Raw genomic sequence first — 21043 nt, forward strand, 5'->3', positions numbered from 1 at the left:
AGTTAGTATTTTATATAAATAAAAAGAGGGCATTGTTGCTCTCTTTTTATTATTTTTATACTTTAGATTCGTTTTTTATTTTGTGTATTTTTTGAATTAGATTACCTTTGCACAAATTTATGAGGGTATGCAACAAGATATGAATTTTCTGGACCGTAATGAGTTTAATTTTGAACCATCGGAAGAAGTTGTTAAAGCTTTTAAGAACTTTGACATAAAAAAGTTATGCTTTTATACACGTATCTATGGAGAAGGAAAGAAGAGTATTTTTTCTGACTTCCTCTCAGAACGTTATGATATAAATGAACAACAAATCATCTTGGGCTACGGCGCGGAAGATTTATTGAAGCAAGCTGTTCATTATTTTCTGACTGAAGGAGGAAGTAAGACAATGTTGATACCTAAATACTCATGGTGGTATTACAAATCAATTGCTGATGAGGTGGCAGGGACAACGTTGCAATATCCCGTATATGAGAATGGTGATACTTTTTGCTATGATTTTGAAGGGCTAAAAGCTATGGTAGACGAGGTGAAACCAAAGATATTGCTGGTCGCTTCTCCAAATAATCCTACAGGAAACGGATTGGAACCATCAGAGTTGGAACGACTTCTTCAAATGGTTCAACCATCGACCATTGTTTTGGTCGATGAAGCTTATGCTTCTTTCGTAAGCGATGATACATCGTACGTAAAAAAACTTGTTGAGACTTATTCTAATGTTGTTATTTGTCGTACGTTATCCAAATTTTACGGACTTCCGGGGTTGCGTATGGGCTTTGGCTTTGTGGGACGTGGTGAAGAAATGGATCGCTTTACACGCTATTCTAACAAGTATTTAGGTTATGATCGGTTATCCGAAGAAATTGCTATTGCGGCATTGAAGTCGGAAGAGCATTATCGACACGTAGCAAATGTAATGCAAGAAGCAAGGGAGATGTACAATCGTGAGATTGCTCCGCTGAATGGATTCAAAGTTTATCGGTCTGTGGCCAACTTTATACTCATTAAATATCCCATTGAATTAAAGGAAGCATTACAACAAGCATTCGCAGACCAAAGCTATAAGATTAAATTCATGGATGAGCCCGGAATTAATACACACATGAGGATTACATTGGGACGCAGAGAGCAGAATCGTACAGTTTGCGATACTATTCTTCATATAGCGAAGCAACAATGATAGCGGTTATTTTAGCTGCAGGCATGGCAAAACGTTTACGTCCTTTGACAGACGCCTGTCCTAAGTGTCTGTTGAAGGTTGGAGGACGGACGTTGCTTGAACGTATTGTCGACGCTGTAGTTTCCTGTGGTATACATGATTTCGTCGTGGTTACGGGATATCGAGCTTCGATGATAAGCGATTTCCTTAAAGAACATTATCGGGAGGAAACATTCCACTTTATTCATAATGCAGATTACGCTACTACGAATAATATTTATTCGCTGTGGCTGACAAGATCTTATGCCGATCGAAACGATTTTATCTTATTGGATAGTGATATTTTGTTTGATTCTGCTCTTATTTCCCGTTTGATGAATGAAACTGATACGGTTTTGGCTGTTAATCGGCATGAATTGGGTGAAGAAGAAATGAAGGTGATTGTGGATGAACATCATCGTGTGACGCACATAAGCAAAACTTGTGACATCTCTCAAGCTATGGGAGAATCGGTCGGTATTGAAGTAATACGGGCTGACTATTCTGAAAAGCTCTTTGAAGAAATGGAACACATGATGAATGTTGAACATTTAACAGACACGTTCTATGAACAATCTTTTGAACGGCTTATATTGAAAGGATTTTCATTTCATGCCATAGATACGACTGATTTGTTTTCTATGGAACTTGATACGGTGGAAGACTTTGAACAAGCTTGTAATAAAATTCCTGAAAATCTACTTTAATTACTCTTTAGCCGATGAGACTTTGATATAGTTTGATAAGTTTCTTGGCTTGTAATTCATCGGAAAAGTTTTCTCTTTGTTTTAATCCGTCAGCAATTAACTGTTGGCGGAGAGAACTATTTGTCAGTATGGATAATTCTGCTTGAACAAGTTCATTGACATCGGACGGATTAACATAGACCGCAGCTTTTCCTCCGGCTTCTTCCATACATGAATGGCTGGTAGTAATTACCGGAACTTTGGAATTCAGAGCCTCAAGTACCGGAATACCAAAACCTTCGTATATGGAAGGATAGATAAACAGGGAAGCCATCTGATAAATTGCCGGAAGATCTTCGTATTTCACTTCTTTTAAAATATGAACACGATTTTCCAGCTGATGCTCGGCCATATACTTTTCTATTTCTTCCGTATACTTCGTTCGGCGACCAACAATGACTAAATGGATATCTGGTGGCAGTTGAGGGAGAGATTTCACTATGAAGAGGGCATTCTTCCGTTTCTCTATAGTCCCTACATTTAGTATATACCGTTCAGGTAAATGATGAATTGTTTTTACTTGTTGTTTCTTTTCTTCTGTTACCGGAATACCGAAAACCGGATCGCAATTCTGATAAATGGTGGTAATCTTTTCTTCCGGAATTTGATAAAGCTCTACTATATCCTTTTTTGTTCGGTCGCTTACAGAAATGATATGATCGGCATCAACACATGCTTGGTGAAATTTGTAATCGTATATTTTTCGATCGATGGGAGCGTAACATTCCGGCAGGCGGAGAAAAATCAAATCGTGTATGGTGACGATACTTTTTATTCCACTTTTCTTAATGTTCAGGGGAATTTCGTTGCTGAGGCCATGATAGATTTGTATGCCACTGACTTCCATCTGATGGGTAATGCCCCACGAGCGCCAAACAGCCGGAAACCGTTTGCCCAATCCCTGAGCATAAACCATTTTCAGCGAAGGATGCTTTTTCAACAGTACATTCATTCTGCCTGCCGTGTCTGATGTAGCGGAAAAAATATCGTATTCATTTTCCGGATAGTATCGGCTAAGTATATCGAGTACATATCGGCTGTAGTTTCCTAAGCCGGTGAAGTTACGAACTGCCCTTTTGCCATCGAATCCGATTCTCATTCTTCTTTATATTTAAATTCTCTGTAAGGCTGATCTAAATTCATGTAATAAAAATTGTGTTGGCGTTGATGCTCTTTATCCGGAAGCTTCATATAATCTCTGTAAATTTTAGTTAGGTATTCATCGTATAGCTTCGGTCCCTGAACCATTTCTCCTTCAAACAGATAACGAGCGTACGTATTGTAAACAGATCTTTGCATCACACCTCGCAAGCCGTCGGTGTAGTCAGCCGTATACTCGCATTGGTTATAATCATACTTCATTAGAATTTTCCGAATTCTTTGTTGAACGCCTTGTTTGGTGAACATTTTCTGCACCAACAACGGAGCCCAGGAGCTTGGCCCATGCCCATGTTTGTAGGGGTCTCGATAGACTAAATACAGAAGTTGTTTATAGAATTCAAATGCCGCATAGTGCATTCGGCGTGTTAACATATTGGTCGGCACTCCGTCATACGGAAAAACATCTACATAGATACCTCCAAGGTAGCTCAAGTGTTTACGTTCTATCAATGTGGTACTTGAATCTTGTATCTTTCCGAAAGGCAAAGGGTAATTCGGATCATTTTCGGCACAAACAAATTCAAATGGCGCGGGTAACCATTCCTTTGAATGCTTGATAAACTCTTCGTAATATGGGCGGGGCATGCCTACATCCATGTCATCGTCCCAAGGAATAAATCCTTTATGACGTATAGCTCCTAAAAGCGTACCAGCAAAAATACAATACTGCAAATCGTGTTCCACGCAAATCTTATCAAAAGCAAGTAAGATTTTCAGCATTCGCAACTGAAGTGGGCGTATGTCGTAACAGGCCATAAAACAATTCTTTTTGCAAAAATAGCCAAATTAGTCGAATGATACGTGTTCTTTATTTCCTTTTTTAAGCGTATTACGTTTTTCATGCAATAAATTAAGCAAAGTCATCTCCGTCAATCGTTCAACTCGTCCGCATGAATCGTTCAACTCGTCCGCATGAATCGTTCAACTCATCCGCATGACTTGTCCAACTCATCCGCATGAATTTCTTAACTAATCTTTATAAAACAGATAAATTGTCTTTTCAGTCGGATAGTTTATGAAGACGAACGGGTTATTTTATGTTATAGTATTAGTTTTTAGTCGGTCAAAAAGTGCGCGAGGAGGGTGTCAGTCGGTTCTTATTATAAGCTTTAAGATTATTTTAGAAGCTATAAGTTTGACCTATAATCTTTTTGTGTATGTTTGCAAATGAACAAAAATAGTACGCTTATGAAAAAGATTGTTAGTATTTTATTCATGATTTGCTGCATGATGGTCGTATTACCATCGCAGGCACAGATTAAGTTTGGTGTTAAGGGAGGTCTTAACGTTACTAAACTTGATTTTAAGGAGAGCACGTTTGACGGTAAAAATAAGACCGGTTGGTTCATCGGCCCTATGGTTGATTTCAAACTTCCGGTTCTTGGATTGGGAATGGATGCTGCTGCGCTCTATTCACAAAATGATTTGGCTGTTTCGACCTCAAACGGTGAAGCTACGTTACAACAGAAGACGTTGGAATGTCCTATTAATTTAAAATATAACTTCGGGCTTGGTAATTCTCTTGGTTTCTATTTGGCTGCCGGTCCGCAGTTCGGATTTAATATAGGCGATAAAGACTTCGGGGAATTTGTTAATGATTTCAAGTTGAAAGGCAGCGAGGTTACTTTTAATGTAGGAGGCGGTGTCCGTTTGATTGATCATTTGCAAATAGGTGTAGGGTATAATTTCTCTATCAGCAAAGTTAATAAGGATAATAAGTACGAAGTAAACAAGAATACGTGGCAGGTTACTGCTGCTTTTTTATTTTAATGTGAGAGATTGAAACAGTTTGTTAATGTTATAGTGCCGTTGCCGATAGCCGGTCTGTACACTTATTCCGTTCCGAAAGAAATGGAAGGTCAGGTACAGGTCGGTTGTCGTGTTATTGTACCTTTCGGAAAGAAGAAGTTCTACACGGCAGTAATTATTAAGGTGCATCACATAGCTCCGGAAGGTTATAAGACGAAAGATATTGAAGAAGTGCTCGATTCCAGCCCTATCTTATATGCGTATCAGTTTGATTTCTGGAAGTGGATAGCGTCGTACTATTTATGTACGGTGGGCGATGTGCTGAAAGCAGCTTTACCTTCAGGAATGAAGTTGGCAAGTGAGACAAGAGTTATTTGTAATACGGATTATGAGGCGGATGTACCTTTGACAGAAAAGGAACAGCAGATATTGAATGTGCTTGAAAAAGATAAGGAGTTGATGTTGAATCAGTTGGAACGTATGACAGGTTTAAAGAACCTGTTATCGGGCATCAATTCTTTATTGGATAAAGGGGCTATATATGTGAAAGAAGAGATAAAGCGGACTTATAAACCAAAGCTGGAAGCTCGTGTCCGACTGAAGGGAACCCCGACAGAACAGCAATTGTATATATTGTTTGATGTATTGAGCAGGGCACCTAAGCAATTGAACCTGTTGATGAAATATATCGAACTTTCGAAATGGACAAGTGGCTCAGAGAATCTGTTAGAGGTAACGAAAAATAATCTGTTGGAGCAGGCAAATGCATCTGCTACTCATTTGAAAGGATTGGTTGATAAAGGCATTTTTCAAATTTACTTTCAAGAGATTGGGCGATTAAAGAAGAACAGTAAGTGGGATGCCGTATTAAACCCATTGAATACATCGCAACAAGCTGCATATCAAACTATAAAAGAACGTTTTGAAGAGAAAGATGTCTGTCTTCTGCACGGAGTGACATCCAGTGGAAAAACGGAAATCTATATTCATTTAATCAATGAAGCAATTCTGCGGGGAAAACAAGTGCTTTATCTGTTGCCAGAGATAGCTTTGACCACTCAGATTACGGAACGTTTGTATCGTGTGTTCGGAGATAAGTTGGGTGTGTATCATTCTAAATATCCGGACGCTGAGCGTGTTGAAGTCTGGCAAAAACAGTTGAGCAAACACCCGTATCAAGTGATTCTCGGAGTGCGCTCATCCATATTTCTGCCTTTTCAGAATTTGGGACTTGTCATTATTGATGAGGAACATGAGAATACGTATAAACAACAGGATCCGGCTCCGCGCTATCATGCACGGAGTGCAGCTATCATGTTGGCTCATTCGTTTGGAGCAAAGGTGCTTTTGGGTACAGCAACTCCAAGTATTGAAAGTTATTTCAATGCCATGACCGGTAAATATGGAATGGTTGAATTGCAAGAGCGTTACAAAGACATGGAGCTTCCGGAGATTGAAGTTGTTGACACGAAGGAATTGGCTCGGAAAAAGATGATGGCCGGACCGTTTTCTCCTCGTTTGATTGAGGAAATGAAGAAAGCGCTTGAGAATAATCAGCAAGTTATTTTATTTCTTAATCGGAGAGGTTTTGCTCCGATGATAGAATGCAATGTCTGCGGATGGGTTCCAAGGTGTGAACATTGCGATGTGAGTCTCACTTATCACCGAGGATTGAAGCAATTGACTTGTCATTACTGCGGATGCTCCTATTCTGTACCGGAAGTATGCCCGGCATGTGGCAGTACCGACTTGGTTAACAGGGGATTTGGTACGGAACGTATTGAAGATAATGTGAAAGAAATCTTCCCTAAGGCAAAAGTTGTCCGCATGGACTTGGATACAGCGAAGAGTCGTACAGCTTATGAGCGGATTATCTCTGATTTTGCGGAAGGTAGAACAGATATTCTTATTGGAACACAGATGGTTTCGAAAGGACTGGATTTTGATCGTGTCAGTGTGGTAGGTATTATAAATGCGGATAGCATGTTAAATTATCCTGATTTTCGAAGTCATGAGCGGGCGTTCCAATTGATGGCTCAAGTGGCAGGACGAGCGGGGAGAAAAGGGAAACGTGGGCTGGTAATCCTTCAGACCAAGTCGCCGGATATGCCGGTAATCAAACAAGTGGTAGAGAACAATTACGATGATATGTATAATGACCAGTTGGCCGAACGTCAACTTTTCAGGTATCCTCCATATAATCGTTTGATTTATGTCTACTTGAAACATAAAAAGGAGAATATCCTTAATCAGGCAGCCGAAGAGATGGGCAATATGTTACGGGGTGGCATGGGAGAACGCATTCTTGGTCCGGACAAACCACTTGTTGCCCGAGTACAGACTTGGTTTATTAAAAAGATAATGATAAAGATAGAACCTCAAGCATCCATGATCAAAGTTCGAAAGTATCTATTGTTTGTTCAATCACAACTTTTGCTGGATGACCGGTTCCGTGGCTTACAGGTTTATTATGATGTAGACCCTCAGTAAGTTATTTCTTCTCTTCGTTTTCTTTTTCATTCGGTACCTCAAGCAGCTTTGTGTCACCTTTTAATTCCGGATAACTGATTCGTGTATGGTACATCGTCTTCAGTTTTTCCTTGAAAAGTTCTTTGACATTAGCTATATCGGCAAAAGTGATAGGACATTCTTTAAAGAAACCTTCATCCACCTGAGCATCAATAATTTTATCCACCAAATTACTGATGCTTTCCTCGGTATATTCTTTTAGACTGCGTGAAGTAGCTTCTATGGCGTCAGCCATCATCAGAATGGCTTGTTCTTTCGTGTACGGATTTGGTCCCGGATAACGGAACGGTGTATCATCTATTTCTTCGTTCGGATGCTCATTTTTATACATGATATAGAAATACTTTGTAACTCCGCGTCCGTGATGGGTAGGGATAAAGTTCTTTACCTCAAGCGGCAAGCGATGTTTTTCTGCTAATTTATATCCGTCGGTAACATGACTGATAATAATCTTAGCACTCTGCATGTAGGTTAATTTCTTATGTGGATTGAATCCCGACTGATTTTCTGTAAAGAAAGCCGGATTGACCATTTTTCCGATATCATGATATAATGCTCCGGTACGAACTAACTGGGCTTTGGCACCAATCTTGTTTGCGGCTGCAGCAGCCAAGTTGGACATTTGAAGTGAGTGCTGGAATGTGCCCGGCGCAACTTCTGAAAGCTCGCGAAGCAAAGGATTATTGATATTTGACAACTCGACCAATGTAACGTTGGAAGTGAAGCCGAATAGCTTTTCTACCAGATAGAGCAAAGGGTAGGTGAACAACAATAATACACTGTTAATGACAAAGTAAACATACATGCCAATGTTGAGGTTCAGCGTTCCTGACTGACGCGTCAGCTCAAGAGAAAAATAAGTCAGGCAGTAGCTTCCTAACACAATGAAAGCCGACTGAAAAAGTTGCGATCGTTGCGACAATTCACGTAAACTGAATATAGCCGCATAACTTGCCACTATCTGAAGCATAATGAAGTCTACTTGGTTATGTAACGGGATGGAACTTAACAATATAATGATTATTTGAGCGGCCATAGCCGTTCGAGAATCAAGGAATATACTGATAAAGATGGCGCTCATAGCGAATGGCACCACATAGATGCTTACTATGTTATGTTGTAATGCAAATGCGGCGATCACGGGGAAAATTATTATCAGCGAGATCAGTAGCAACATAGTATTCTTTTTTTGATAATATTCTTTGCGGAACAGCTCTAAATATATCATGAAGATCATCAATAGAATACCGACAAATAAAGCTTGACCGATGGTCATGATCTGTTTCTCTTTCAGGGAACTGCTTCTGTTTGACCATTCTTTTTTTAATGATTCCAAGATGTTGAATGTCTGTTCATTGACAATTTCGCCACGATCGATGATTTTCTGACCATTCAGTACATAACCGTTTGCCCATGATACCGTGGAGAGTAAGTCTTTCTTTGCTTCTTCCGATTTGTCTGCATTGTAAACTAAGTTAGGAGTGATGTAGTCGTTTAAGTCGCATTGTTGAAGAATTTCTTTTTTGTAATGTGTGGTATCAGCTTCTAACAACTGTTCATAGGCCTGTTTTGAACTAAGAAACTGACTTAGAGAGAAACTAATGGCTGTATTCTCGTTGACCAAGCGGATAGATTTCACATTGTTCTTTTCCATTTGCTCTAAGTCAGTCACCGAAATAATACCGTCCTGATAAATCATGTGGAGCATACGCTCTATGTAAAAATAGTATTCGTGGTTGGGCAACTTTTTCTTCAACACCTTCTCATAGTCCGCCTTCAGTTTTGACAGCATATCTTTTTCTACACTATTATCAATGTGAAAGTATGGCTGATATTGTGTCATGATGCTGTCCTGCTCTTTTTGGACTTGTTCATCATTTTTGTAGATAGGGAAGTCGAACATCGCTTGGAGTAATCCGTACCGCCATGGGCGATTTATCTCAAACTGATAGTTAAAGCTGCTTCCTTTGGGCAGAAAGTAGACAATAACCGTCACCGCGAAGACAAATATAAGGATCTTATATAGAAAATCTTTGCTGAAGATTTTTCTTTTCTTATCGGAACTTCTCATAATAATTATTTATTTTGGTCGCAAATTACGAAAAAATCGGGAATTTAGATTAAATTTGCAACGTATTTTTATCATGGATTATAATGGCTGAAAGAAAAGTTAGAGTTCGTTTTGCTCCGAGTCCGACAGGACCGTTGCATATTGGTGGTGTTCGTACAGCGTTGTATAACTATTTGTTTGCAAAACAGCATGGAGGTGATCTCATTTTCAGAATAGAAGATACAGATTCGAATCGCTTTGTGCCGGGAGCGGAAGATTATATATTGGAATCTTTCAAATGGTTGGGTATCAAGTTCGATGAGGGTGTTGGCTTTGGTGGAAGTTACGGACCTTACCGTCAATCGGAACGCCGTGATATATATAAGAAGTATGTTCAGGTCTTGCTGGATAATGGAACGGCATACATTGCTTTTGATACGCCTGAAGAGTTGGATAAAAAACGTGAGGAGATTAAAAACTTTCAATATGATGCTACTACCCGTATGTCAATGCGTAATTCGCTCTCTCTCTCAAATGAAGAGGTTGATTCGTTGATTGCTGCCGGTAATCAGTATGTTGTTCGTTTTAAGATAGAGCCGAATATAGATGTTCATGTACAAGATATTATTAGGGGTGATGTGGTTATTAACTCATCTATACTGGACGATAAAGTGCTTTATAAGTCGGCCGACGAGTTGCCCACTTATCATTTGGCAAATATTGTTGATGACCATTTGATGGAGGTTACACACGTTATCCGCGGTGAGGAGTGGCTTCCGTCAGCTCCTTTACATGTCTTGCTTTATAAAGCTTTCGGATGGGAAGATACAATGCCTCAGTTTGCGCATCTACCGTTGTTGCTTAAGCCGGAAGGTAACGGAAAACTGAGTAAGCGTGACGGTGATCGTCTCGGTTTCCCTGTATTTCCATTGGAATGGCATGATCCGAAGACGGGAGAAAAGTCTTCAGGTTATCGGGAGGCAGGTTATCTGCCGGAGGCTGTATTGAACTTCCTGGCACTTTTGGGGTGGAATCCGGGAAATGATCAGGAGATTCTTTCGATGGATGAGTTGATCAGCATGTTCCGTCTGGAACATTGTAGTAAGTCGGGAGCTCGTTTCGACTATGAGAAAGCGAAGTGGTTTAACCACGAATACATATTGCTCATGGATGATGAAAAGTTGGCCGATTTGTTCACCCCTATGATGAAAGAACATGATATAGAGGCTCCGCGCGAAAAAGTTGTTACGGTTCTTGGAATGATGAAAGAGCGGGTTAGTTTTGTGAAAGATTTGTGGGACACCTGCAAGTTCTTCTTTATTGCTCCGACGGAGTATGACGAGAAGACACGCAAGAAACGCTGGAAAGAAGATTCAGCTAAGTGCATGACGGAACTCGCTGATTTGCTGGAGAGTCTTAACGATTTCTCTTTGGAGAATCAGGAAAAGGTGGTTATGAAATGGATTGAGGATAAAGGTTACAACACAGGTAACATTATGAATGCTTTCCGTTTGACATTGGTAGGCGAAGGAAAGGGACCACACATGTTTGATATTTCTTCAGTGCTCGGCAAGGAGGAGACTATCCGCCGTATGCGTCGTGCTATAGATATACTAAAATAGGACGAAAAGCAGTAGGCGAATGTATAATTTTGCGATATTATTATATTTATTAGGGGTGAAAATTGCTGCTTTCTTTCAGCCGAAGTCAAAAGCAGCGAGAATGGTGAAGGGGCATCAGGAGGTATTCTCTTTGTTAAAGGAGAAGATTGATCCGAATGCCCGCTATCTTTGGTTTCATGCAGCATCGTTGGGAGAGTTTGAACAGGGACGTCCCTTGATAGAATGGATTCGGACGAACTATCCGGAATATAAAATTCTTCAGACATTCTTTTCGCCTTCAGGCTATGAAGTGCGTAAAGATTATAAGGGAGCCGACGTGGTGTGCTATTTACCTTTCGATACTCCGCGTAACGCTCGTCGTTTTGTTGAGCTTGCCCATCCGTATATGGCGTTCTTTATCAAGTACGAGTTCTGGCATAATTACCTGAGCCAGTTGAAAAAACGGAATGTGTTTGTGTATAGTGTCTCTTCTATCTTCCACCCAAATCAGATCTTTTTTCGTTGGTATGGTTGTTCTTATCGTAATGTACTGAAATGTTTTACAGAACTGTTTGTGCAGAATCAATGCTCGAAGGATTTGCTGAGTGGTATCAACATAAATAATACGATGATTGTGGGTGATACCCGTTTCGATAGAGTGCTTGATATCTATAAGGCTTCTAAGCAGTTACCAATAGTTGAACAATTTAAGGGCAATAGTATGACGATGGTTGCCGGAAGTTCGTGGGGACCGGACGAAGACATCTTTATTGATTATTTTAACCGTCATCCGGAGATAAAACTCATTATAGCGCCTCATGTAGTAAACGACGCGCGTCTGACAGAAATAAAGTCGAAGTTGAGACGTACGACTGTTTTATATACTCAGGCGACCGACGAGAATGTAAAACAGGCCGATTGCCTGATTATTGATTGCTACGGCTTACTTTCGTCTATTTATCGTTATGGCGAAATAGCTTATGTGGGCGGTGGCTTCGGAGTGGGCATTCATAATGTGCTCGAAGCTGCTGTTTATGGTATTCCGGTTATCTTTGGCCCTAATAATAAGAAGTTTCGTGAGGCTCGGCATTTACTGGAGGCGAAAGGTGGTTTCGAGATTGTCGATGCAGCCGGTTATGATTTGCTCATGAATAGGTTTCTGAAAGATAAGCATTTTCTTATTGAGGCAGGGGAGGCTGCCGGAGGGTATGTGAAGAATAATTCCGGTGCTGCTCAAAGGATTTTGGAAACAATTGAGTTTTAGACAGACATAAGAATAAGACGTATTGATAAGGTGGATTCTCTTTTAGGTTATTCATTGAAATTATACCACTTACTATTCAATTTATTTTACCATTTTGTCTTATCAATAAAGAGTCTGCTTTTTCAGGTTTTCGTACCGTGTTTCGTATTCGGGAATGAAGAATACAACCCGTTCATTTTTTTTCTTGTTATTCGAAAAAGCGGGCTTTGGATATATCAAAACATCGTTTTGATTTTTTTTAGGTGTCACAGGTGTCATAGGTGTCATATAGGCTATCTCTGACACCTTCTTTAGGATTTTTGTGTTCTTTATATACTACTTTCTTTGTGGGAAATAAGTTTATTTTTGACAAACTTTTTCAAAGCTCTACTATAAGTGCTTTTTGAAAATGTGCTTCTTTCGGGTAACCCAAAATTCCCTCTGGTGTAAATCATATCCAAGAGGATAGAGAATACTCCCCCATTGCTTTTAGTCGGCTGCATTTCCTCTATTCTGCCGGGCAATAAGATGAACAGTGCCGCACAAAGCAAAACATCACATTCTCTATCGGTATTCGCTGCATTTATTATTGTAAGCAAAAATTGAATAAAATTGGTGTAATTACAACGGGCATGAAGGATAGTATACTAATGGGAGTTCTATTATATCTTCTTGTTAATCAATATTTTATATATTTCTTCGGTATCAGAAAGAGCCTATATGACACCTATGACACCTGTGACACCTGCGTGTTAATTAAATTTATCATCAAAATGCTGGAGAAAAGTGCTCCGTATGAGTTGACTAACTCATACGTATGAACAGACCAATTCATGCGTATGAATCGCTCAACTCATACGGATGAGCGGACAAAAACTTCTGATGAATATGAAAATTCATGCAGTTCACTTTGATTGGCTATAAGCATCGGAACAGTAACCGATTATGATGGGTTACAAAAAAGCCGAAGATAAACTCCGGCTTTTTCATGACAGAACGAAATTATTTTTCATCTTCTTTAAACCATTCTTTATACATCAGATAACCCTTTGAAGTTTTATCGTTGATTCGTGCGACTTCCTCTTCCGGAAGTTTTTTGATAAACTTAGCAGGAACGCCTGCCCAGAGCGTATGCGGTTCGACAATGGTGTGACTTAAAACTAAAGCCCCGGCTCCGATGATGGCTCCTTCACCTATCTCGGCATAATCTAAAATGGTTGAACCCATTCCCACGAGCACTCCTTTTCCTATTTTCGCTCCGTGTATGGTCACATTATGTCCTATGGATGCATCGTCTTCAATCTCAACCACAGAACGTTGATAGAGCGTATGTAACACTGTCCCGTCCTGAATATTCACTCGGTTGCCTATTTTAATGGGGTTGACATCGCCACGGAGAACGGCTCCATACCAGATACTGCAATCGTCTCCCATTGTCACATCACCAATGATGGCGGCATTCTCGGCCAAAAAACAGTTCTTTCCTATTTTTGGCTCAAAGCCTCTAATTTTTCTTATGATAGCCATATTCCTATTATTTTAAAGGTGAAGTAGCATTCTTTAACCATGTCTTTTCTTCCTCGTTTAAATATGGGGAGAGACGATCGTAAACCATCTTGTGATATTCATTGAGCCATTGAAGCTCTTCCGGAGTGAGCATATCAATAATGATAGGCTCTTTATAAATAGGACAGAGTGTTAGTGGTTCGAATTTTAAGAACTTACCATCAGCGGTTTCCATAGCCGGAACCACTAACAATGTATTCTCATGACGAACACCATGACGTCCGGGCTTATAGATAGCCGGCTCGTCGGTCAGTGTCATACCTGCCATTAAAGGAGTCGGCATCCAATTCATGCGCATTTGGTGGGGACCTTCGTGAACACTTAAATATTCGCCTACTCCATGACCGGTTCCGTGTAGATAGTTAATGCCATGTTTCCACATGGCAAGACGAGCCAGACAGTCAATTTGCGTTCCACAAGTCCCTTCAGGGAAGACAGCATTTTGAACCTGCAGATGACCTTTTAAATCCAATGTATAGTCGATGCGTTCCTCTTCTGTAGTCGGTCCGAGCGGGAAGGTGCGTGTAATGTCGGTGGTACCATCCAGATACTGTCCGCCGCTGTCCAGCAGGAACAAGCCCTTTGGAAGCAATTCGCAGTCCGATTCCTTGGTGGTATGATAGTGCGGTCCGGCCGCATGAGCACCATAAGCTGCTATGGAATCAAAGCCTATTCCCTTACAGTCGGGTTGCTCTAAACGTAATTGGGTTACTTTTGCGTCTGCCGACAGTTCGGTTACTCCACCCTGTGGGACAGCTTTCTCCAGCCAGATACTGAATTTTACCATGGCAACACCATCTTTTTCCATAGCTTTGCGGAATCCTTTGATTTCAATGTCATTCTTCACGCATTTCATCACATCCGTTGGAGGTTCTATACGTTTAACTCTCTTTAGATGACGCAAAGCTTCAAGCGTAAGAGTCAGATTCAGTTTCTGTGAGATTTGAAGGGTACCTTCGGCATGCTTAATATCCTCTTTGACAGCCTCGTATGGCTTTACCTGAACGTTATTTTCTTTCAAGTAGACCTCCACTTCCGGAGTGAGCTTTACCTTATTAATATATAGTACCACTTTATTTTGAGAGATATACAGGTAGCTGATGAATACCGGAACGCAATGAACATCGTTACCTCGAAGGTTCAATGTCCATGCAATATCTTCCAAACAATCAATCAGTACACTGTCGCATCCATTCTCTTTGACGGCTGCGCGAATGTGCTTTAGCTTCTCTTGTGTGGTACGTCCAGCGAACTTCATGGGATGAATGTTCACTTTTTCGAGAGGAATGACAGGGCGGTCTTTCCAAATTTTGTCAAACGGGTCGTCTATTAATTTCAGTTTTATGTTTTTCTCACCACACACCTCATCAATCTCATTCTTTAAAGGTAAGCCGTTTACCCATCCGTCTACACCGATAAAGTCACCCGCTTTCAAAACATTCTTCAACCATTCCGGTCGAGTAGGTGTTCCCGGTATTTTCTCTTTAAACAGTTTGATATCACTTCCTTTTAACATCTCGGCAGCTGCAATAAAGTAGCGGGAATCAGTCCAAAGTCCGGCGTCGTTTAAAGTCACGACAACGGTGCCATACGATCCATTGAATCCGGAAATCCATTTACGGGCTTCCCAATGTTCAGCGGGGTATTCACTACTGTGAGGATCGGTTGTAGGTATGATAAACGCACTTACACCATCCTTGCGCATTACTTCGCGTAACGCGTTTAATCTGTCATTAATTATATTTCCCATAATTTGGATATTTAAATCATTTATTGCTAACAAAGATACGATTTCTTATCTATTTCAGATAAAATTTTAGTGAAAGTTTTGTAGATAAAGAAAGTATGTGTAATTTTGTCCCACTTATTTTGAAAGTAAAGTATACATATATTTATATCTAAATTTTAATAACAAAAAATGATTATTGTACCAGTAAAAGAAGGCGAAAACATTGAAAGAGCCTTGAAGAAGTTTAAACGTAAATTCGAAAAAACAGGTGTTGTTAAAGAGTTAAGATCAAGACAGCAGTACGACAAGCCATCTGTATTAAAGAGACTTGAGCGTGAGCATGCTATCTATGTTCAGAAACTTCATCAACAGGAAGATTAATTTCTCAGTTTTTTCTTTGAATTATTGAATTCTTTCCATATATTCGTTGCTGAATAATAAAAGTAACGTTTCTTATGCTGATAGAGTCCTTTTTAAATTACCTTCAATGGGAACGGAACTATTCGAAGTTGACAGTGAACAGTTATAGGATAGATTTGACACAATTTGAGGTATATTTTAAAAGTGTAGATGCGGAAATAGATTTTACGACGGTAGATACCGATATCATTCGAAATTGGATGATGAGTCTGATGGATGAGCAGATGGAGGCTACTTCGGTAAATCGGAAATTGAGTTCGCTGCGTTCGTTCTATCGCTTCTTGTTAAGAAAAGGTATTGTTGATGCGGATCCGACGTGTAAGATTGTCGGTCCAAAGAAAAAGAAGCCATTACCTGTTTTTGTCAAGGAAGACGAGATGAACCAATTGCTGGATGACATTCCGTTTGAGAATGATTTTGAAGGCTGCCGGGATAAAACAATCATTGAAATGTTTTATGACACAGGCATGAGATGCTCCGAATTGATTGGGCTGAATGAAGCGGATATAGATTTTTCCGGATCGCTTATTAAAGTAACAGGAAAAAGGAATAAACAGCGGCTGATTCCGTTCGGCGAAGAGCTGAGAGAGATGATGCGGTATTATGTAAAGGTAAGAAACGAGGCTGTTCCGAATCGGTGTGAAGCATTCTTCGTTCGAAAGAATGGAATGAGATTGTACGCAGGTTTGGTTTATAATTTAGTAAGACGAAACCTTTCGAAAGTTGTTACGTTGAAGAAAAAAAGTCCTCACGTGTTGCGACATACGTTTGCTACGAATATGCTGAATAATAATGCGGCATTAGGAGCAGTGAAGGAATTATTGGGACACGAGAGTTTATCGACGACGGAGATTTATACGCATACAACTTTTGAGGAACTAAAAAAAGTTTATGAACAAGCTCATCCAAGAGCGTAAAAAAAGGAGGTACTTATGGAAGTTAGAATTCAAGCTATTCATTTCGATGCATCTGAGAAACTTCAGAATTTCATTCAGAAGAAGACTGCGAAATTGGAAAAGTATTGCGATAATATAAGTAAGGTGGAGGTGTTATTAAAAGTAGTAAAACCGGAAACTGCAAATAACAAGAACGCGAGTATAAAAGTTAATGCGTTGAATGGTGAGTTTTTTGCAGAGAAGGTAAGTGATACATTTGAAGAGTCTGTGGATGTTTGTATAGATGCGTTATCTAAGCAATTAACAAAGGCAAAAGAAAAACTTCGTGGTAAATAAAAAAAAATACGAAAAGTTTTTGCGATAAGAAATAATTAACTAACTTTGCAGCCGCTTAGCTTCGAAATACGACGGCTGCAAAGTTTATTAAATAAGCCTCTTTAGCTCAGTTGGCCAGAGCACGTGATTTGTAATCTCGGGGTCGTTGGTTCGAATCCGACAAGAGGCTCGAAGAGAGTTAAGCGAAAGTTGGGCAAATTCCAGAGTGGCCAAATGGGGCAGACTGTAAATCTGCTGGTTTATACCTTCGGTGGTTCGAATCCATCTTTGCCCACAGGGTTGAAAACAGCCTTTAAATTGCGGAAGTAGCTCAGTTGATAGAGCATTAGCCTTCCAAGCTGAGGGTCGCGGGTTTGAGTCCCGTCTTCCGCTCTGATTGATTGCTGTTATAGCTCAGTGGTAGAGCACTTCCTTGGTAAGGAAGAGGTCCCGAGTTCAACTCTCGGTAACAGCTCTTTAAATTAAAGAAGTAAAATTGATCATTAATCAAATAAATAACAAGTAAAGCTATGGCTAAAGAGAAATTTGAACGTACGAAACCGCATGTTAACATTGGTACAATTGGTCACGTTGATCATGGTAAGACCACTTTAACAGCTGCCATTACAAAAGTTTTGGCTGAGAAGGGTTTTTCAAAGAATGATGAGGTTAAATCATTCGATCAGATTGATAACGCTCCGGAAGAGAAGGAACGTGGTATTACTATCAACACATCTCACGTAGAGTATGAAACTGCTAATCGTCATTATGCTCACGTTGACTGCCCGGGACATGCCGATTATGTAAAGAACATGGTTACCGGTGCTGCTCAGATGGATGGTGCTATTATTGTTGTTGCCGCAACTGATGGTCCTATGCCTCAGACACGTGAACATATCCTTTTGGCTCGTCAGGTAAACGTACCGCGTTTGGTTGTATTCTTGAACAAATGCGACTTGGTTGATGATGAGGAAATGTTGGAATTGGTAGAAATGGAAATGCGTGAATTGCTTTCATTCTATGGCTATGATGGCGATAATACTCCTATTATTCGTGGTTCTGCTCTTGGCGCGTTGAATGGTGTTGCTAAGTGGGAAGATAAAGTATTGGAGCTGATGGAAGCTGTCGATACATGGATTCCATTGCCACAGCGTGATAAGGATAAACCATTCTTGATGCCGGTTGAGGATATCTTCTCAATTACAGGTCGTGGTACTGTTGCTACAGGTCGTATTGAGACAGGTGTTATTAAAGTTGGCGATGAGGTTGAAATCCTTGGTCTTGGTGAAGATAAGAAATCGGTTGTTACAGGTGTTGAGATGTTCCGTAAGATTCTTGATGAAGGAGAAGCTGGTGATAACGTAGGTTTGTTACTTCGTGGTATTGATAAGGCGGAAATTAAGCGTGGTATGATTCTTTGCCATCCGGGACAGGTTAAAGCTCACGCTAAGTTCAAAGCTGAGGTTTACATTCTGAAGAAAGAAGAAGGTGGTCGTCATACTCCATTCCATAATAAGTATCGTCCACAGTTCTATATCCGTACAATGGATTGTACCGGTGAAATTTCTCTTCCGGAAGGTGTAGAAATGGTAATGCCGGGCGATAACGTAACAATCAGTGTAGAGTTGATCTATCCGGTTGCTCTTAGCGTTGGTCTTCGTTTCGCTATTCGTGAAGGTGGCCGTACCGTAGGTGCTGGTCAGATTACAGCTCTTGAAGATTAATTTTTAAAATAAGATTCGGTTCTCGTATTGAGAACCGAATTCTACGGGAGTGGCTCAGTTGGTAGAGCATCGGTCTCCAAAACCGAGGGTCGGGAGTTCGAGTCTCTCCTCCCGTGCTAATAATTAATAATTATGTTTCAGAAAATTGTCAATTATTGCAAAGAATCTTATGACGAATTAGTCCATAAAACTACATGGCCAACTCGTAAAGAATTATCTAATAGCGCAGTGGTTGTTTTATATGCTTCCCTACTCATTGCGTTGATAGTGTTCATTATGGATTCGGTCTTCCAATTCTTGATGGAGGATATCATTTATCCGCGTTAATTAATTCTGCAAAATGTCTGAGGTTGAAAAAAAATGGTACGTTTTACGTGCTGTAAGTGGTAAAGAGAGCAAGGTGAGGGAATATATCGAGGCTGATATGAAAAATGACCCTACCTTTGCTAAACACGTATCTCAGGTGTTGATTCCGACAGAGAAGGTATATCAGGTTCATGGCAGTAAGAAAATCCTCAAAGAGAAGAGTTATCTTCCGGGATATGTGCTTATTGAAGCTGAACTGGTAGGCGAGGTTCCTCATCACTTAAGAAATACTCCTAATGTGTTGGGCTTTTTAGGTGGTATGGATAATCCGACTCCACTTCGTCCTTCGGAAATCAACAGAATTCTTGGTACGGTAGATGAACTTCAAGAAGAAAGGGAAGAACCCATTGTTCCATATATAGTTGGTGATGCTATAAAAGTTATTGTTGGTCCTTTTAACGGATTTAGTGGTACCATTGAAGAAGTTAACAAGGATAAGCGGAAACTTAAAGTTATGGTTAAGATCTTCGGACGTAAAACTCCGGTAGAACTTGGCTTTATGGATGTCGTGAAAGAATGATGAGTGAATAAAGCTCATTATCTTTCTATATATTAAATAATAAATTATAAACGAAATGGCTAAAGAAGTTGCTGGATTAATCAAATTACAGATTAAAGGAGGCGCTGCTAATCCATCACCTCCCGTAGGACCTGCTTTAGGTTCTAAGGGTATTAATATTATGGATTTCTGCAAGCAATTCAATGCCAGGACCCAGGATAAGGCAGGTAAGATTTTGCCTGTTGTTATCACTTATTATTCTGATAAGTCTTTTGACTTTGTCGTTAAGACCCCTCCTGTAGCAGTACAGTTGGTTGAGATGGCTAAGTTAAAAAAAGGGTCTGGTGAACCCAACCGTAATAAGGTTGCCCAATTGACTTGGGATCAGATCAAGACAATCGCTCAAGACAAGATGGTTGATTTGAATTGTTTTACTGTAGAGTCTGCAATGACAATGGTAGCTGGTACAGCTCGGAGTATGGGTATCGCCGTTAAGGGAGATTTCCCGGTAAAAAATTAATAAACTTCAATTATAATGAGTAAACTGACAAAAAATCAAAAGTTGGCCGCTGAAAAAATTGAAGCAGGGAAAGCATACTCACTCAACGAAGCTTCTAAACTTTTAAAAGAAATTACTTTTACAAAGTTTGATGCTTCTGTCGATATAGCAGTGCGTTTAGGTGTTGACCCTCGTAAAGCTAATCAGATGGTTCGTGGCGTGGTTTCATTACCTCACGGAACAGGAAAGGTTATACGAGTTTTGGTACTTGTTTCACCTGACACTGAAGTTGCTAATGCTGCAAAAGAAGCTGGAGCTGACTATGTTGGTCTTGAAGAATATATTGAAAAGATCAAAGGTGGATGGACAGATGTTGATGTTATCATCACTCAGCCGTCTAATATGGGAAAGATCGGTGCCCTTGGTCGTATCCTCGGTCCTCGTGGATTAATGCCTAATCCTAAGAGTGGCACTGTAACAATGGATGTTGCTAAGGCTGTTAAGGAAGTTAAGCAAGGTAAGATAGATTTTAAAGTAGATAAGAGTGCTATTATCCATACATCTATTGGTAAAGTTAGCTTTGCTCCGGAGCAGATTGCAGAAAATGCGCGTGTATTCCTTGATACAATTATTAAGCTGAAACCTGCAACAGCTAAAGGTACTTATATGAAGAGCATTTATCTTTCAACAACAATGAGCAAGGGTATTAAGGTTGATCCTAAAGCCATTGATGATAACCAATAATAGGA

General features: G+C 40.1%; 19 protein-coding genes and 5 tRNA genes. 19 read left to right on the top strand and 5 right to left on the bottom strand.

Features of this window, described 5'->3' with window-relative positions; genetic code table 11:
- The first annotated feature begins 127 nt into the window (after positions 1-127).
- Both LO761_RS08520 and LO761_RS08525 read left to right on the top strand, forming a co-directional pair.
- The gene (locus LO761_RS08520) at positions 128-1183 is read left to right on the top strand and encodes a pyridoxal phosphate-dependent aminotransferase (RefSeq protein WP_272817864.1); all 1056 of its coding nucleotides are present in this window, start codon (positions 128-130) and stop codon (positions 1181-1183) included.
- Positions 1180-1908 (top strand): phosphocholine cytidylyltransferase family protein, encoded by a 729-nt coding sequence (locus LO761_RS08525; RefSeq protein WP_272817865.1) that lies wholly within the window; start codon positions 1180-1182, stop codon positions 1906-1908. The genes LO761_RS08520 and LO761_RS08525 overlap by 4 nt, the downstream gene beginning before the upstream one ends.
- A 7-nt stretch (positions 1909-1915) precedes the next feature.
- Here LO761_RS08525 and LO761_RS08530 read toward each other — a convergent pair whose 3' ends face one another.
- Positions 1916-3046 (bottom strand): glycosyltransferase family 4 protein, encoded by a 1131-nt coding sequence (locus LO761_RS08530; protein ID WP_272817866.1) that lies wholly within the window; start codon positions 3044-3046, stop codon positions 1916-1918.
- A complete protein-coding gene (locus LO761_RS08535) occupies positions 3043-3864 on the bottom strand; it encodes a LicD family protein (protein ID WP_272817867.1) in 822 nt (273 codons plus the stop codon). The genes LO761_RS08530 and LO761_RS08535 overlap by 4 nt, the downstream gene beginning before the upstream one ends.
- Positions 3865-4296: 432 nt before the next feature.
- On the opposite strand from LO761_RS08535, the gene LO761_RS08540 reads away from it, so the two are divergent.
- Both LO761_RS08540 and priA read left to right on the top strand, forming a co-directional pair.
- On the top strand, positions 4297-4878 hold the full coding sequence (locus LO761_RS08540) for a porin family protein (RefSeq protein WP_272817868.1): 582 nt from the start codon (positions 4297-4299) through the stop codon (positions 4876-4878).
- A gap of 9 nt (positions 4879-4887) precedes the next feature.
- Positions 4888-7347, top strand: coding sequence for a replication restart helicase PriA (gene priA, locus LO761_RS08545; RefSeq protein ID WP_272817869.1), 2460 nt, complete (start codon positions 4888-4890; stop codon positions 7345-7347).
- A gap of 1 nt (position 7348) precedes the next feature.
- Here priA and LO761_RS08550 read toward each other — a convergent pair whose 3' ends face one another.
- Entirely contained in the window at positions 7349-9457 is a 2109-nt protein-coding gene (locus LO761_RS08550) for an HD family phosphohydrolase (RefSeq protein WP_272817870.1), read from the bottom strand.
- A gap of 83 nt (positions 9458-9540) precedes the next feature.
- On the opposite strand from LO761_RS08550, the gene gltX reads away from it, so the two are divergent.
- Together gltX and LO761_RS08560 are read left to right on the top strand one after the other, a co-directional pair.
- Complete coding sequence (gltX, locus tag LO761_RS08555; RefSeq protein ID WP_272817871.1) at positions 9541-11058, top strand: glutamate--tRNA ligase; 1518 nt, start codon at positions 9541-9543, stop codon at positions 11056-11058.
- A gap of 19 nt (positions 11059-11077) precedes the next feature.
- The gene (locus tag LO761_RS08560; RefSeq protein ID WP_272817872.1) at positions 11078-12301 is read left to right on the top strand and encodes a 3-deoxy-D-manno-octulosonic acid transferase; all 1224 of its coding nucleotides are present in this window, start codon (positions 11078-11080) and stop codon (positions 12299-12301) included.
- A gap of 981 nt (positions 12302-13282) precedes the next feature.
- On the opposite strand, the gene LO761_RS08565 is transcribed toward LO761_RS08560, so the two are convergent.
- Positions 13283-13807: a gamma carbonic anhydrase family protein gene (locus LO761_RS08565; RefSeq protein ID WP_272817873.1), complete on the bottom strand. Its 525-nt coding sequence runs from the start codon at positions 13805-13807 to the stop codon at positions 13283-13285.
- 7 nt (positions 13808-13814) lie between these two features.
- Positions 13815-15596 (bottom strand): aminopeptidase P family protein, encoded by a 1782-nt coding sequence (locus LO761_RS08570; protein ID WP_272817874.1) that lies wholly within the window; start codon positions 15594-15596, stop codon positions 13815-13817.
- A gap of 168 nt (positions 15597-15764) precedes the next feature.
- Between LO761_RS08570 and rpsU the strand changes: the two genes are divergently transcribed.
- The 13 genes from rpsU (at position 15765) to rplA (ending at position 21038) form a co-directional block, all read left to right on the top strand.
- On the top strand, positions 15765-15956 hold the full coding sequence (gene rpsU, locus LO761_RS08575; protein ID WP_272817875.1) for a 30S ribosomal protein S21: 192 nt from the start codon (positions 15765-15767) through the stop codon (positions 15954-15956).
- Between the two features lie 74 nt (positions 15957-16030).
- The gene (locus LO761_RS08580; protein WP_272817876.1) at positions 16031-16912 is read left to right on the top strand and encodes a tyrosine recombinase XerC; all 882 of its coding nucleotides are present in this window, start codon (positions 16031-16033) and stop codon (positions 16910-16912) included.
- A gap of 15 nt (positions 16913-16927) precedes the next feature.
- Positions 16928-17227 (top strand): ribosome hibernation-promoting factor, HPF/YfiA family, encoded by a 300-nt coding sequence (hpf, locus tag LO761_RS08585; RefSeq protein ID WP_272817877.1) that lies wholly within the window; start codon positions 16928-16930, stop codon positions 17225-17227.
- A 95-nt stretch (positions 17228-17322) separates the two neighbouring features.
- Positions 17323-17396: transfer RNA gene (locus LO761_RS08590), tRNA-Thr, on the top strand.
- 22 nt (positions 17397-17418) lie between these two features.
- Positions 17419-17501, top strand: a tRNA-Tyr gene (locus LO761_RS08595).
- A 25-nt stretch (positions 17502-17526) separates the two neighbouring features.
- Positions 17527-17599: transfer RNA gene (locus LO761_RS08600), tRNA-Gly, on the top strand.
- Positions 17600-17609: 10 nt separating this feature from the next.
- A tRNA-Thr gene (locus LO761_RS08605) sits at positions 17610-17681 on the top strand.
- Between the two features lie 55 nt (positions 17682-17736).
- On the top strand, positions 17737-18930 hold the full coding sequence (gene tuf / locus LO761_RS08610) for an elongation factor Tu (protein WP_272817878.1): 1194 nt from the start codon (positions 17737-17739) through the stop codon (positions 18928-18930).
- A gap of 43 nt (positions 18931-18973) precedes the next feature.
- A tRNA-Trp gene (locus LO761_RS08615) sits at positions 18974-19046 on the top strand.
- Between the two features lie 16 nt (positions 19047-19062).
- Positions 19063-19257, top strand: coding sequence for a preprotein translocase subunit SecE (gene secE, locus LO761_RS08620; protein WP_272817879.1), 195 nt, complete (start codon positions 19063-19065; stop codon positions 19255-19257).
- A gap of 13 nt (positions 19258-19270) precedes the next feature.
- A complete protein-coding gene (nusG, locus tag LO761_RS08625) occupies positions 19271-19816 on the top strand; it encodes a transcription termination/antitermination protein NusG (protein ID WP_272817880.1) in 546 nt (181 codons plus the stop codon).
- Positions 19817-19871: 55 nt separating this feature from the next.
- The gene (gene rplK / locus LO761_RS08630; protein ID WP_272817881.1) at positions 19872-20315 is read left to right on the top strand and encodes a 50S ribosomal protein L11; all 444 of its coding nucleotides are present in this window, start codon (positions 19872-19874) and stop codon (positions 20313-20315) included.
- 15 nt (positions 20316-20330) lie between these two features.
- Positions 20331-21038, top strand: coding sequence for a 50S ribosomal protein L1 (gene rplA, locus LO761_RS08635; RefSeq protein ID WP_272817882.1), 708 nt, complete (start codon positions 20331-20333; stop codon positions 21036-21038).
- The last annotated feature ends 5 nt before the right edge of the window (positions 21039-21043 follow it).

This window comes from Phocaeicola oris, assembly GCF_021295095.1.
GTDB lineage: Bacteria > Bacteroidota > Bacteroidia > Bacteroidales > Bacteroidaceae > Phocaeicola > Phocaeicola oris.

Coding starts and splice junctions, on each gene's coding strand:
- LO761_RS08525 (WP_272817865.1), top strand. CDS start 1,180: ATGATAGCGGTTATTTTAGCTGCAGGCATGGCAAAACGTTTACGTCCT.
- secE (WP_272817879.1), top strand. CDS start 19,063: ATGTTTCAGAAAATTGTCAATTATTGCAAAGAATCTTATGACGAATTA.
- LO761_RS08565 (WP_272817873.1), bottom strand. CDS start 13,807: ATGGCTATCATAAGAAAAATTAGAGGCTTTGAGCCAAAAATAGGAAAG.
- tuf (WP_272817878.1), top strand. CDS start 17,737: ATGGCTAAAGAGAAATTTGAACGTACGAAACCGCATGTTAACATTGGT.
- nusG (WP_272817880.1), top strand. CDS start 19,271: ATGTCTGAGGTTGAAAAAAAATGGTACGTTTTACGTGCTGTAAGTGGT.
- rpsU (WP_272817875.1), top strand. CDS start 15,765: ATGATTATTGTACCAGTAAAAGAAGGCGAAAACATTGAAAGAGCCTTG.
- LO761_RS08570 (WP_272817874.1), bottom strand. CDS start 15,596: ATGGGAAATATAATTAATGACAGATTAAACGCGTTACGCGAAGTAATG.
- LO761_RS08535 (WP_272817867.1), bottom strand. CDS start 3,864: ATGGCCTGTTACGACATACGCCCACTTCAGTTGCGAATGCTGAAAATC.
- LO761_RS08520 (WP_272817864.1), top strand. CDS start 128: ATGCAACAAGATATGAATTTTCTGGACCGTAATGAGTTTAATTTTGAA.
- LO761_RS08560 (WP_272817872.1), top strand. CDS start 11,078: ATGTATAATTTTGCGATATTATTATATTTATTAGGGGTGAAAATTGCT.
- gltX (WP_272817871.1), top strand. CDS start 9,541: ATGGCTGAAAGAAAAGTTAGAGTTCGTTTTGCTCCGAGTCCGACAGGA.
- LO761_RS08550 (WP_272817870.1), bottom strand. CDS start 9,457: ATGAGAAGTTCCGATAAGAAAAGAAAAATCTTCAGCAAAGATTTTCTA.
- hpf (WP_272817877.1), top strand. CDS start 16,928: ATGGAAGTTAGAATTCAAGCTATTCATTTCGATGCATCTGAGAAACTT.
- rplA (WP_272817882.1), top strand. CDS start 20,331: ATGAGTAAACTGACAAAAAATCAAAAGTTGGCCGCTGAAAAAATTGAA.
- LO761_RS08540 (WP_272817868.1), top strand. CDS start 4,297: ATGAAAAAGATTGTTAGTATTTTATTCATGATTTGCTGCATGATGGTC.
- rplK (WP_272817881.1), top strand. CDS start 19,872: ATGGCTAAAGAAGTTGCTGGATTAATCAAATTACAGATTAAAGGAGGC.
- LO761_RS08580 (WP_272817876.1), top strand. CDS start 16,031: ATGCTGATAGAGTCCTTTTTAAATTACCTTCAATGGGAACGGAACTAT.
- LO761_RS08530 (WP_272817866.1), bottom strand. CDS start 3,046: ATGAGAATCGGATTCGATGGCAAAAGGGCAGTTCGTAACTTCACCGGC.